Genomic DNA, 12291 nt, shown 5'->3' on the forward strand with positions numbered 1-12291 from the left:
CTCAGCGCAACGAAACCCCGAGCAATGCATCGACTGCGTCCGCGAATGCAGCCGGAGCGGACGTGTCCGCTCCCCCGCGTTCCACGGCAAAGCTCGCCCAGGCGTCGAGCGCGTCGAGCGCCTTGGGGGTATCGAGGTCGTCGGCGATGTGCTGACGCAGCCGAACGATGACATCGTCTGCGCTCGTGGCAGATTCGAGAGCGGCCGCCGCGCGCCACAACGCGAGACGTGTTGTCGCACGCCCCAGCACCTCGTCCGTCCAGGCCCTGTCCTGCCGGTAGTGACCGGACAGCAGGCCGAGGCGGATTGCCGCCGGGTCGACGCCGGCGAGACGCAGTTTGGACACGAACACGAGATTGCCGCGGCTCTTGGACATCTTCTCACCGTCCAGACCGATCATGCCGGTGTGCACGTAGTGCCGGGCGAACCGACCGCCTCCGACGGCTGCTTCACCGTGCGCGGCCGAGAACTCGTGGTGCGGGAAGATCAGATCGCTTCCACCGCCCTGGATGTCGAAACCGGTCCCGATGCGGTTCAGTGCGATTGCGGCGCACTCGATGTGCCATCCCGGACGTCCAGGTCCGAACGGGGACGGCCAGAACGGCTCGCCTTCGCGGTGGGCGCGCCACAACAGAGCGTCGAGCGGGTCACGCTTGCCCACACGGTCCGGGTCGCCGCCACGTTCGGCGAAGAATCGGTCCATCGTTGCCCGGTCGTAGCCCGACTCGTATCCGAACTCCGTGGTCGCGTCGGCTCGGAAGTAGACGTCGGGGAACTCGGAATCGTCCACGACGTACGCCGCACCCGAAGCCACCAGCTTCTCCACCAACTCGATGACCTCGTCGATGGACTCGACGGCTCCGATGTAGTCGCGGGGCGGAAGAACCCTGAGCGCCTCCATGTCCTCACGGAAGAGCTGAATCTCGCGGGTGCCCAGGTCGATCCAGTTCTCACCGTCTCGGTCCGCACGCTCGAACAGCGGATCGTCCACGTCGGTCACGTTCTGGACGTAGTGCACGTCGTGTCCGGCGTCCCGCCAGATGCGGTTCACCAGATCGAATGTGAGATACGTCGCGGCGTGCCCGAGGTGTGTGGCATCGTACGGGGTGATTCCACAGACGTACATCTTTGCTTCGGAACCCGGTGTGACCGGCCGGACCTGACGATCCGCCGTGTCGTACAACCGAAGCGGCGGCCCCTGACCAGGGATCGACGGTACGGCAGTATCGGACCAAGATTGCATGCGTACAAGCCTATCCGAGACGGATCGGAGCGCGGGCAGGGCGTCAGAAGGCCGGCCAGGGTATCGGCCTGCTCGAGCGCGGCTCCGGCATGACCGGGTCGGCCACCAACGCGCACGCGCGGGCCAGCAGAGCATCGACCTCGGCCTCGGTGATCTTCCCGCGAATGCGGGGTTCCACCGCGTCGGCGAAGGTGTCGACGAAGGTCACCACGTCGGCCATCAACGCGTCGTCGACGGTTGTGCCCGCCCAACCCCACAGCACGGTCCGCAGTTTGTCCTCCGAGTGCAGGCAGATTCCGTGGTCGACGCCGTAGACATAACCGTCGAGTCCTTCGAGCGCGTGACCGCCCTTGCGGTCCGCGTTGTTGAGCAGTACGTCCAGAACGGCCATCCGCTGGAGGCGAGGGTCGTCCGCGTGAATCAGCGCGACCTCCTCCCCCTCACCGTCGTACGCCTGCAGCACCGGTATCCACCCGGACGGGACCAGATCGGGCCTGCAGATGTCGATCAGATCCACTCGGTCGCCCCGGTCTCCGTGCGGTTCGGGGGTGTCGATCCAGCGTTGCACCATGCCGGGCCCGAAGGGACCGTCCCGCAGCACGGTCGGGGGCACGACGTCCCAGCCGAGGGCGTCGGATATCTCGAACGAGGCGACCTCGCGTCCGGCGAGGGTCCCGTCGGGGAAGTCCCACAACGGAACTTCGCCACGAATCGGCTTGTAGACGCACCGCACGGGTTCACCGCCCGCAGCGTCGGCTGCGTCGCACACCAATGTCGCGTTGCTGGCCGTGACGACCCGTCCGACGACGGTGAGCTCACCGACGGTCATGGACTGCAGGCCATCGAACGGCGGCCGAGTGTCGGTCAAAGCTCGTCACCGAGTTCCGACGCGGATCCGAAGGTGGCGTCGCGTCGGTACCCGTTCGTCCGGATGCAGATGTGGCCCTCCTGCGTGAGTGGTTGTCCGCACAGGGGGCACGGAGCACGTCCGGCGGCGATCACGCGCTCGGATCGAAGGGCGAATTCTCGCGCCTGCACCGGAGTGAGAAACACGCGGACGGCGTCGGGACCGTCCTCGGTGTCGTCGAGCACGACGGACTCGTCGATCTCCGATTCGCTCACGGCGAGGAGTTCCACGACGACAGCGCCTGCATCCGCATCCCACCCCAGTCCCATGGTCCCGACTCGGAACTCGGTGTCGATCGGTGTCAGGAGCGGGCTGGTGTCCCCGACCTCGGTTTCCTCGGGCGGGATCTCGGCGCCGAAACGACGATGCACTTCGTCGAGCAGCAATCCCATACGGTCCGCCAGGACCTGCACCTGCTGCTTCTCCAGTGCAACGGACACCACGCGGTGCTCGTGCACGGCCTGAAGAAAGAACGATCGGTCGCCCGGTTCACCCACGGTTCCGGCGACGAATCGATCAGGGGTGCGGAAAACATGTATTGCGCGTGGCATTGCACCTCCTGCGTCTAGATATTGTCGACAATCCTGTCTCGTGATTCTTCACCGACGAAGGATCACAGCTCTCCATTATCCGCCCCTGCGGGCAGTGCCCATTATCCGCCGCCGAGGGGGCGAAGACCCCGAACCTCTCCGCCGCCGAGGGGGCGAAGACCCCGAACCTATCCGCTATCGAGGGGGCGAAGACCCCGAACCTATCCGCCACTGTGGGCCGCGGGCCCGGAGCCGCCACCGGGGACAGCATCGGAATCCGACGGCGAACCGGCTGCGGACTCCGCGTGCGGCGCCTTTTCGGCCGCGACGACGAGGCCCGACAGATCGGCTCCCGTGTCGTTGGTTCGAAGGACGAAAGCACGGGTCTCGGTGTACCGGATGACGCTGATCGACGCCGGATCGGCCACGATGCGCTGAAACGCGTCGAGGTGGCAGCCGACCGCGTCCGCCAGGATCGACTTGATGACGTCGCCGTGGGAGCACGCCACCCACAGCACGTCGCGCCCGTACTCGGCGGCGAGCCTGCGGTCGTGTTCACGCACCGCCGTCACCGCCCGTGCCTGGACCTGAGCCAAACCCTCACCGCCGGGGAACACCGCCGCCGACGGATGCTGCTGCACCACCTTCCAGAGCGGCTCGGCGAGCAATTCCTTGATGCTGCGGCCGGTCCACGTGCCGTAATCGACTTCTTCGAGACGGTCGTCCACGACCGCAGTCAGGCCTCTGCGCTCGAGCAGCGGCTCGACAGTCTGCGCGCACCGCTGCAACGGAGAGCGAACGACCTCTTCGACGGGTAGTCCGCCGATACGTTCGGCGAGGCGCTGCGCTTGCTCGCGCCCCTTGTCGTCCAGGTCGATCCCGGGTGACCTACCCGCAAGCGTTCCTGCGGTGTTGGAAGTCGAGCGGCCGTGCCGCAACAAGATCACCGTCATGGCACCACACTAGTATCCGTCGGCGAGCCGTCAGGTCGCGGAGACGACGCCCGCCGACAACAACGCCATGACACCGACGCCGAGCACGATGCGGTAACCGACGAACCAGTACAGCGAATGGTTCGCCACGAACTTCAGCAACCACGCGATCGATGCGTACCCCAGCGCGAACGCGATGATCGTCGCCACCACCAACTGCGCACCCGACGCGTTCAGTCCTTCCCCGGCCGGCTCGAACGCGTCGGGCAGCGAGAACAGGCCGGATGCGGTGACGGCGGGGATCGCCAGCAGGAACGAGAATCGTACGGCGGCCTCGCGCTCCAGACCGAGGAACAACCCGGCGCTGGTCGTTGCTCCGGAACGCGACACGCCCGGGATGAGCGCGAGGCACTGAGCGGCACCCATGACGAGACCGTCACGCGTGGTGATCTTCTCGATGGGGCGACGCTTGGTGCCGACGTACTCGGCCACCGCGATGACGATCGCGAACACGATGAGCATGGTGGCGATGAGCCACAGGTTTCGAGCGCCGGTCCGAATCTGGTCCTTGAACAGAATGCCGAGGACACCGATGGGAACGGTCGCGATGATCACGTACCAGCCGAGCCGGTAATCGAGATCTCGCTTCGCCTTGTCCAGCAACCCGGCGAACCAGGCTTTCACGATGCGGACGATGTCGCGCCAGAAGAAGAGGAGCACCGCAGCTTCCGTGCCGAGCTGGCTCACGGCGGTGAACGACGCGCCTGCATCGTCGCCGAAGAACACCTCCGACACGATCCTCAGGTGCCCCGACGACGAGATCGGGAGGAACTCGGTCAGCCCCTGGACAGCTCCGAGAATGATCGCCTGCAACCAGGTCATCGACTCGCCGATCACTGGCGCACCCCCGCACGACCCGATTCCCCGAGCACGTCGAAACCTGGGCCCTCTACACATTTCACGGCCACGACGGTACCCGGCAGCGCACTGCCGCACAGGCCGACACACGCGGACGACCCGCGGCAGGCTCGCATCGACGGTGCGGGCGCACTACTGTGCTCATCTGGCGCCGGACACAACGTGAGGAATCTCGAGAACACCATGAAGCAGAGATCTGTCGGATCCAGTGGCCTGCGCGTGTCCCGACTCGGTCTCGGAACTCTCGGCTGGGGTAGCGGAACGGACGGCGACGACGCCGCCGCGCAGTTGTCGGCATTCGCCGAGGCCGGTGGAACACTCGTCGACTCGTCTCCGTCCTACGGCGAAGGCCGCGCCCAACGCGTACTCGCCGAGGTACTCGACGACGTCGTCCCGCGGCGCGAACTGATCGTGAGCAGCGCAGCGGGAGTGATCACCACCGGTGGGCGCTACCGCGTCGACTGCTCTCGCCGATCGTTGCTCGACCAACTCGACAACACGCTGCGCGAACTCGGCACCGAGTACCTGGACCTGTGGCAGGTCGGCGCCTGGGACGAGCACACCCCCGTCGACGAGATCGCCTCGACGTTGGACTATGCGGTGACGAGCGGCAAGGTGCGGTACGTCGGCGCACGCGGCTACCTCGGTTGGCAGTTGGCGACGGCGGCGGGCGCGGCAGACGCAGGACGAATCGTCGCGACGCAGGCCGAGTACTCGCTGCTCGCACGCGGGATCGAGGACGAACTCCTGCCCGCCGCGCAGCACCACGGTGTCGGAGTGCTGGCAGCGATTCCGCTCGCCGGCGGTGTACTGACCGGAAAGTACAGCCACGGCACACCTGCCGATTCACGCGGCGCCGACGACGCCTACGCCGAGTCGATCGCCGGGTACCTGACCGACAGCGCCGCCAACGTCGTCGAAGCCGCAGTCACCGCTGCAAGTGGCTTGAAGACATCCCCGCTCACCGTGGCCCTAGCCTGGGCGCGCGACCGGCCAGGGGTGGCGTCGGCGATCGTCGGTGCACGTGATCTCGCTCAGCTCACCGGCATCCTGGTCGTCGAGGACCTGGAACTCCCTCGCGCCATCACGTCCGCACTCGACGACGTCAGCAGCTGAGTCAACTCAGGCTAACCTTGTCTGCGTGAACTTCTCGTCGACACTGCAACGCTCTTCGCGTCGCTCGGCTGTGGTTGCTGTCGTGGCGGCTACCGTGTTGGCCTCGGTTGCGTGCTCCGCCCCCGACCAGCAGACGCACTCCGGGGCGGATTCCATCGGCCCGCGCACCGCCGCGATCGCCGACCCCGATCCGGAACCCGTCGATTCCCGGCAGCAGCCGACCCTGCCGGTGACGGTCCGCGGTTTCGACGGAACAGACGTCACGATCACCGACGCCAGCCGCATCGTCGCAGCCGATCAATACGGAACGCTCACCACCACGGTCTACGCGCTCGGACTCGGCGACAACCTCGTCGGTCGGGACACGTCCGCAGAATTTCCGGCCGTCGCCGATGTCACCGACGTCACGCCGAACGGCCATTCGCTCAGCGCCGAATCCATCCTCGCGCTCGCCCCGACGGTAGTGCTCACCGACACCAGTGTCGGCCCACGCGGAGTGCAGGATCAGCTCCGCGCCGCCGGGATCCCCGTCGTCTTCTTCGATCCGACCCGAACGATGAACACGGTCGGGGACCAGATCGTCTCCGTCGCGAACGCTCTGGGGGTGCCCGAGCGCGGATCAGTTCTCGCGCAGCGCACCGAGGCCGAGATCGCCGAGGCATCGTCAAGTGCACCCACCGACGGCGAACCGGTGAAGATCGCGTTCCTCTACATGCGCGGTCCGGCGATCAAGATGCTCGCCGGGCCCGGGTCCGGAGCCGATGCGCTCATCGCCGGCCTGGGCGCGGAAGACGCGGGCACCGCATCGGGTCTCACCGAACAGTTCGTCCCGATCACCAGCGAAGCCCTCATCGCCGCCGCACCGGACGTCATCCTCATGATGACCGGTGGACTCGACTCGATCGGTGGGATCGACGGCCTCGAGCAGGTACCCGGCATCGCACAGACACCGGCAGGGCAGTCCCAGCGCGTCGTCGACATGGCCGACGGCGTCGTTCTCAGCTTCGGCCCCAACACCGGCAAGGTTCTGAGTGCGCTGGCCGAGGCCGTCTACGCGCCCGCTTGATGGACACATCGACTGCAGCCGTGCCGACACCTGCTCGGCTCCGCACCACCGTCGTCTTCGCCGTTCTGGCGATCCTCGCCGTCGGACTCGCCGTGTATTCGGCGTGCGTCGGCCAGGTTCCGACGACGCCACTCGAAGTGATGGGCAGCGTCCTGCATCGAATCGGCCTCGACGTCGGACCCATGCCTGCCCACCCCAGCGGGGAAGTCACCCTGTGGCAGGTTCGCTTTCCACGCATCGTTCTCGGTGCCGTCGTCGGCGCCTGTCTCGGCACGGCCGGTGCACTGTTGCAGGGAGTGTTCGCCAATCCGCTCGCCGAACCAGGAGTGATCGGCGTGTCCTCGGGCGCAGCTGTCGGAGCGTCCTCCGTGTTCGTGCTCGGAGGAGCGTTCGCCGGGGTGTGGTCGGTCGCCACCGCCGCATTCCTCGGCGGTCTGATCACGACGGTGCTCGTCTACGTACTGGCCCGAGGCGGTGGACGGACGGAAGTCGTCACGCTGATCCTCACCGGCGTTGCCATCAATGCGTTCGCCGGCGGTCTCATCGCGTTCTTCACCTTCGTCGCCTCACCGGCAGCACGCGATCAGATCGTCTTCTGGCAACTCGGATCACTCTCGGGCGCCACCTGGCAGGCCGTCGGCGTGGTGGCGCCGCTCGCCGTCGTCGGAATCGGGGCGTCCGTCGCCCTGTCACGACGACTGGACCTGCTCGCACTCGGGGAGAACGTCGCCCGGCACCTCGGTGTGAACGTGGAACGGCTGCGACAGACCGCCATCGTCATCGTGGCCGTACTGGTCGCCTCCGGCGTCGCGTTCACCGGAATCATCCTGTTCGTCGGCCTCGTCGTCCCGCACCTGATGCGTATGCTTCTCGGTCCGGCTCACCGAACCTTGGTTCCGGCGAGCGCGCTGTGCGGTGCCGTCGTTCTCCTGGCGTCGGATCTCCTCGCACGAACGCTCGTCGACAACGTGGACATGCCCCTCGGCATGATCACGTCACTGATCGGCGCACCGTTCTTCTTCTGGATGCTGCGTAGAACTCGCGCCGAGCAAGGCGGATGGGCATGACGCTGTTTCGACGGAACCGAGACCTTCCCGACGACGTGACGGCCGGAACCGTGACCATGAGCACCGCCGGGGTCACCGCCGTCCGTTCCGGTCGGGAAGTACTCCGAGGCGTCGACGTCGATGTCGTCGCCGGCGAAGTTCTGACACTTGTCGGGCCGAACGGCGCAGGCAAATCCACACTGCTGGCCGTACTCACCGGCGAACTCCGACCTGCCGCAGGCTCGGTCGAACTGCACGGACGACCGCTCGCGCACTGGTCGGACCTCGACGCCGCGAGACGCCGTTCGGTGCTCCCTCAGCAGCACACCGTCGGGTTCTCCTTCACCGCGCATCAGGTCGTCCGCATGGGCAGGGCGCCGTGGGCGGGCACGGACGAGGCGGAGAACGACGATGCGGCGGTCGCCCTCGCCATGAAGCACTGCGACGTCACGGAATTCGCGGATCGACCGTTCGCCGGTCTGTCCGGCGGCGAGCGTGCCCGAGTCTCACTGGCGCGAGTGCTGGCGCAGAGAACCTCGACGCTGCTGCTCGACGAACCGACCGCCGCGCTGGACATCGGCCATCAGGAAACCGTCATGTCCGTGGCACGAGATCGAGCTCGCCGCGGAGACGCAGTCGTCGTGGTCCTGCACGATCTCGCCCTGGCAGCCGCCTACTCCGACAGAATCGCGATCCTCGACCGCGGCGCTCTGGTCGCGGTCGGTTCTCCGCGGTCGACTCTGAACGAGGAGCTTCTGACCCGCGTGTACGGCCACCGCGTGGAGGTGTTCGACCATCCACGTACCGGCGGACTGCTGGTACTGCCCGTTCGCGGCGATCGAGCGAAAGGTTCGCAGCGAGCCGGTTTCTAGATGGACGCCATCACCGAGCCGACACGGCCGAGAAAGGATCGGACGGCCGAGGATTCCTTGGCGTCCGCGCCGAGCGAATCGGCGGAGCCGACCGCATCTCTGACCGCAGCCACGATGCTTCGCTCGTCGGTCAGATCGATCTCCGTGACCGACTGCTCCGCGACAGCCGTCACGTCGGAGCGGTCCGGAACCGGCGACGGAAGATCCGCGCGATAGATCTCCAGGTACAGCGTTCTCTTGTACACGCGAAACGCGAAGGGCCTGTTGTCCTCGGTGCTGCCGAACCCGCTTGCCTGAGCTCCGGTGCTGACCTGCTCCACCTGGAACGTCGCGACACTCGACGCGTCACTGTCGTGTTCGGTCGCCAACTCCACTCCTCGTATTTTCGACGGTCCTGGCTCTTGACGGTCCTGGCCTTCGACTGAACAGGGTGCCGAATCACGGTACCGCCGATGTGTGCATGCCCGGTCACCGGAGGTCCGGCGAACACCGGTCATCGATCATCAGGCAAGGTGAACGGGTGCACCGACGGTGCTGACAGCGCCCCGAGAGAAGGATTTGCGGATCGATGAACGTTCGACACACCCCGTGGCATCTATTCGCCGCGGCCGCATCCGCATGTCTGCTGGTGGCCGGATGCTCGGACTCCGGCTCCGGCTCGTCGGACGAACCGGATGCGGTCGACCTCGAACCCCTCACCGGCATAACGTCGCCCGACACATCGGTTCCCCCGAGCGGCTCGGTCGTTCCCTCCCCCTCCGGACTGCATTCCACCACATTCGAACCGGTGACGCGCAGCATCGTCGCGCTCGACGATGCTCGCACCGCCCTGACGGTCTTCGACGCCGACGACGCGGCCGCACCGCCGCGGTCGGTCCCGCTTCCCGGTGCGGCAGCCGACGTCGTTCCCGGCGTCGACGGCACCCTGCTTCTTCCGATGAACGGAAGCCTCGCCGAGGTCGATCTCCGCAGCTCCGGGGTTCGAAACGTGGACACCGGCGGAAACCTTCTCAGCGCGGCCACTCTCTCGGACGGCACTGTCGTCGCCGGTGACGACAGTGGCAGCATTCATATCGTCGACTTCGGTGCGAATCGGTCACAGTCCATCGGCGGGCTGACCTCCGTCGACGCACTTGCGTCCACCGAACACGGGCTGGCCGCCCTCGACCGCCACCAGACTTCGCTGACTCAGGTGAACGTCGACGACGAATCCCTCGGTCTGGCCCTCAGGGCGGGCACAGGCGCCGCACGCCTCGACACGGACGAGTACGGCCGGATCCTCGTCACGGACGCCGCAGGCGGCGAACTGCTGGTGTACTCGTCCGACGACCTTCTTCTTCGGCAACGTTTTCCGGTCGGTGCGCAGCCGTGGGCAGTCACCTACGATGACAAGTCCGACACAGTGTGGGTCACCACTCCCGCGGACAACGAGGTGGTCGGCTACACCCTCGACACAGGAATTCCCGTCGAGTCCGGCAGGTTCTCCACGGTGAGGCAGCCGGACTCGATCACGGTCGACCCGGATTCGGGTGCGCTCTACGTCGGGTCGGCCACCGGAGGCGGTCTACAACGGATCGACACCGCCGAACGGGGCTGAGCACTCGCAACGCTCACAGCAGGTCGAGGGCACACCGCAGGTCGAGGGCACACCGCAGGTCGACGGCACACGGCAGGGAAGGGCGCAGCGTTTGAAGAACAACAGCACACGCAGCAGGATGCCTACGGAGTGGGAGTCCGGGTCCGACGACTGGGAGTACATTCCGTTGCGACTGCCGCCCGATGTCACGCGAGTGACCGCATCCATGAGACTGGCGATCCAAGCCGAATTCGGTGGTTGGGAGCTCTCTCGCGTGCGCCTCTACACCGACGGCAGCCGGAAAGTACTGCTCAAACGTAAGAAGACTGCCCACCACATCCCGGATCCGGGAATCTAGGTCGAAAGAAGGCTCGTGTACCGCGCTCTGCTCCGCTTGATGTTCCTTGTCTCCCCGGAACGCATCCACCATCTCGCGTTCTTCGCGATGCGCGCAGCAACGGCGTGGTCACCGATCCGCGCGCTCGTGGCGAAGGTCCTCGTCGTGAGCGATCCGGCGCTGAGGAGCACCGCCTTCGGCGTCGACTTCCCCACTCCACTCGGGCTCGCCGCGGGATTCGACAAGAACGCCGACGGAGTCGACGTGTGGGGGCCGCTCGGATTCGGCTTCGCCGAGATCGGCACGGTGACCGCGCAGGGACAGCCGGGCAATCCGCAGCCACGACTGTTCAGGCTGCCCGCCGACCGCGCACTGATCAACCGCATGGGTTTCAACAATCACGGCTCCGGTCATGCGGCGAACGCGCTGCGCCACCGCCGAGGAGGAATTCCCATCGGGGCCAACATCGGCAAGACGAAGGTGACCCCGGCGTCCGAGGCCGCCGCGGACTACACCGCAAGCGCGACTCTCCTCGGGCCGCTCGCGGATTTCGTCGTCGTGAACGTCAGTTCCCCCAACACCCCTGGTCTTCGCGACCTTCAAGCGGTGGAATCGTTGCGCCCGATCCTGTCGGCGGTCCAATCCGTCGTATCGGTGCCGGTGTTGGTCAAGATCGCTCCGGACCTGCTCGACGAGGACATCGACGCGGTCGCCGACCTTGCCGTCGAACTCGGTCTCGACGGAATCGTCGCGACCAACACGACGATCGGCCGGTCCGGTCTGCGGACGCCCGTCGACGCGGTGGACACCATCGGCGCAGGAGGGCTGTCCGGCGCGCCGTTGGCCGACCGGTCCTTGGATGTCCTCCGGAGGCTGTACGCGCGTGTCGGAGGATCCATCACACTCGTGTCGGTCGGAGGAATCGAGACACCCGATCAGGCCTGGGATCGCATCACGGCCGGAGCGTCGTTGATTCAGGGCTACACCGGCTTCATCTACGGCGGCCCGTTCTGGATGCGGTCGATCAACCGAGGAATCGCGAAGCGGCTCCGCGCGGAAGGATTCAGCACACTCTCCGACGCCGTGGGCTCCGCGCACAGGTGAGTCGAACCACGGCACCGCCGGGCAGCTGCACTGCCGAACTGCGCCCGCTCCGCCCGCTCGACAGCGGGCGGAGCGGGCGCAGTCGCTGAATCAGGCTTCGTAGGTAGCGGTCAGCAGCGCCCTGCCGATCGCGTGCGAGAACAGGTTGAACCCGAGGTACGCCGGCGTCGCGGTCTCGTCGACCTCCAGTCTTTCCACGTCGACGGCGTGCACCGCGAAGATGTAGCGATGCGGCCCGTGACCGGCCGGGGGTGCGGCGCCGATGTAGCGGAACAGCCCCGCGTCGTTCTTCAGCGTCACCGCGGTGCTCGGGATTCCGGTGCCACCGTCGTCTCCTGCGCCGGAGACGAGCGACGTCGTCGATGCCGGGATGTTGGCCACTGCCCAATGCCAGAAGCCCGAGGCGGTAGGCGCGTCCGGGTCGTACACGGTGACGACGAAGCTCTTGGTCCCGTCGGGGAAGCCCGACCAGGACAGTTGCGGTGAGTTGTCGTGGCCACCTGCACCCATGATGCCGCTGACCTGTTGCGTCGCCAGAGTTCCACCGTCGGTGACGTCCTCGGACGTCAGCTCGAAGGTGGGAAGCGACGGGAGTGATGCATAGGGGTCGTACGTCACGTGATCAGCCCTCTCGAATATTGCTT

14 protein-coding genes are annotated in these 12291 nt (G+C 66.6%); 7 read left to right on the forward strand and 7 right to left on the reverse strand.

Going from position 1 to position 12291, the window contains the following annotated elements; genetic code table 11:
* Position 1: 1 nt before the first annotated feature.
* From mshC to CH289_RS22600, 5 genes are all read right to left on the reverse strand, one after another.
* A complete protein-coding gene (gene mshC / locus CH289_RS22580) occupies positions 2–1243 on the reverse strand; it encodes a cysteine--1-D-myo-inosityl 2-amino-2-deoxy-alpha-D-glucopyranoside ligase (RefSeq protein ID WP_026347989.1) in 1242 nt (413 codons plus the stop codon).
* Between the two features lie 43 nt (positions 1244–1286).
* Complete coding sequence (locus CH289_RS22585; protein ID WP_170947581.1) at positions 1287–2072, reverse strand: SCO1664 family protein; 786 nt, start codon at positions 2070–2072, stop codon at positions 1287–1289.
* A 35-nt stretch (positions 2073–2107) separates the two neighbouring features.
* On the reverse strand, positions 2108–2701 hold the full coding sequence (locus tag CH289_RS22590) for a DUF3090 domain-containing protein (RefSeq protein WP_026347991.1): 594 nt from the start codon (positions 2699–2701) through the stop codon (positions 2108–2110).
* A 200-nt stretch (positions 2702–2901) separates the two neighbouring features.
* On the reverse strand, positions 2902–3633 hold the full coding sequence (locus CH289_RS22595; RefSeq protein WP_037142282.1) for a histidine phosphatase family protein: 732 nt from the start codon (positions 3631–3633) through the stop codon (positions 2902–2904).
* Positions 3634–3663: 30 nt separating this feature from the next.
* Entirely contained in the window at positions 3664–4506 is an 843-nt protein-coding gene (locus CH289_RS22600) for an undecaprenyl-diphosphate phosphatase (protein WP_170947582.1), read from the reverse strand.
* 207 nt (positions 4507–4713) lie between these two features.
* On the opposite strand from CH289_RS22600, the gene CH289_RS22605 reads away from it, so the two are divergent.
* From CH289_RS22605 to CH289_RS22620, 4 genes are all read left to right on the forward strand, one after another.
* Positions 4714–5646 (forward strand): aldo/keto reductase, encoded by a 933-nt coding sequence (locus CH289_RS22605; protein WP_019666295.1) that lies wholly within the window; start codon positions 4714–4716, stop codon positions 5644–5646.
* Positions 5647–5743: 97 nt separating this feature from the next.
* Complete coding sequence (locus CH289_RS22610) at positions 5744–6712, forward strand: heme/hemin ABC transporter substrate-binding protein (RefSeq protein WP_256977462.1); 969 nt, start codon at positions 5744–5746, stop codon at positions 6710–6712.
* The gene (locus tag CH289_RS22615; RefSeq protein ID WP_019666297.1) at positions 6712–7779 is read left to right on the forward strand and encodes a FecCD family ABC transporter permease; all 1068 of its coding nucleotides are present in this window, start codon (positions 6712–6714) and stop codon (positions 7777–7779) included. The genes CH289_RS22610 and CH289_RS22615 overlap by 1 nt, the downstream gene beginning before the upstream one ends.
* On the forward strand, positions 7770–8630 hold the full coding sequence (locus CH289_RS22620) for a heme ABC transporter ATP-binding protein (protein WP_020110082.1): 861 nt from the start codon (positions 7770–7772) through the stop codon (positions 8628–8630). Before CH289_RS22615 ends, CH289_RS22620 begins: the two co-directional genes overlap by 10 nt.
* Here the strand turns inward: CH289_RS22620 and CH289_RS22625 are convergent.
* The gene (locus CH289_RS22625; protein ID WP_020110083.1) at positions 8627–9004 is read right to left on the reverse strand and encodes a hypothetical protein; all 378 of its coding nucleotides are present in this window, start codon (positions 9002–9004) and stop codon (positions 8627–8629) included. The two genes, CH289_RS22620 and CH289_RS22625, sit on opposite strands and share 4 nt — an antisense overlap.
* Before the next feature lie 194 nt (positions 9005–9198).
* On the opposite strand from CH289_RS22625, the gene CH289_RS22630 reads away from it, so the two are divergent.
* The 3 genes from CH289_RS22630 to CH289_RS22640 all read left to right on the forward strand — a co-directional run bounded on the left by CH289_RS22630 (position 9199) and on the right by CH289_RS22640 (position 11647).
* A complete protein-coding gene (locus tag CH289_RS22630; RefSeq protein ID WP_020110084.1) occupies positions 9199–10227 on the forward strand; it encodes a YncE family protein in 1029 nt (342 codons plus the stop codon).
* Between the two features lie 118 nt (positions 10228–10345).
* Positions 10346–10564 (forward strand): DUF5703 family protein, encoded by a 219-nt coding sequence (locus CH289_RS22635; RefSeq protein WP_051104945.1) that lies wholly within the window; start codon positions 10346–10348, stop codon positions 10562–10564.
* A 15-nt stretch (positions 10565–10579) separates the two neighbouring features.
* The gene (locus CH289_RS22640) at positions 10580–11647 is read left to right on the forward strand and encodes a quinone-dependent dihydroorotate dehydrogenase (RefSeq protein ID WP_020110086.1); all 1068 of its coding nucleotides are present in this window, start codon (positions 10580–10582) and stop codon (positions 11645–11647) included.
* Between the two features lie 90 nt (positions 11648–11737).
* Here the strand turns inward: CH289_RS22640 and CH289_RS22645 are convergent, their stop codons facing one another.
* The gene (locus CH289_RS22645; protein WP_019666303.1) at positions 11738–12265 is read right to left on the reverse strand and encodes a YbhB/YbcL family Raf kinase inhibitor-like protein; all 528 of its coding nucleotides are present in this window, start codon (positions 12263–12265) and stop codon (positions 11738–11740) included.
* Positions 12266–12291: the final 26 nt, after the last annotated feature.

The sequence above is a fragment of the Rhodococcus sp. RS1C4 genome, assembly GCF_002258225.1.
Lineage (GTDB): Bacteria > Actinomycetota > Actinomycetes > Mycobacteriales > Mycobacteriaceae > Rhodococcoides > Rhodococcoides fascians_E.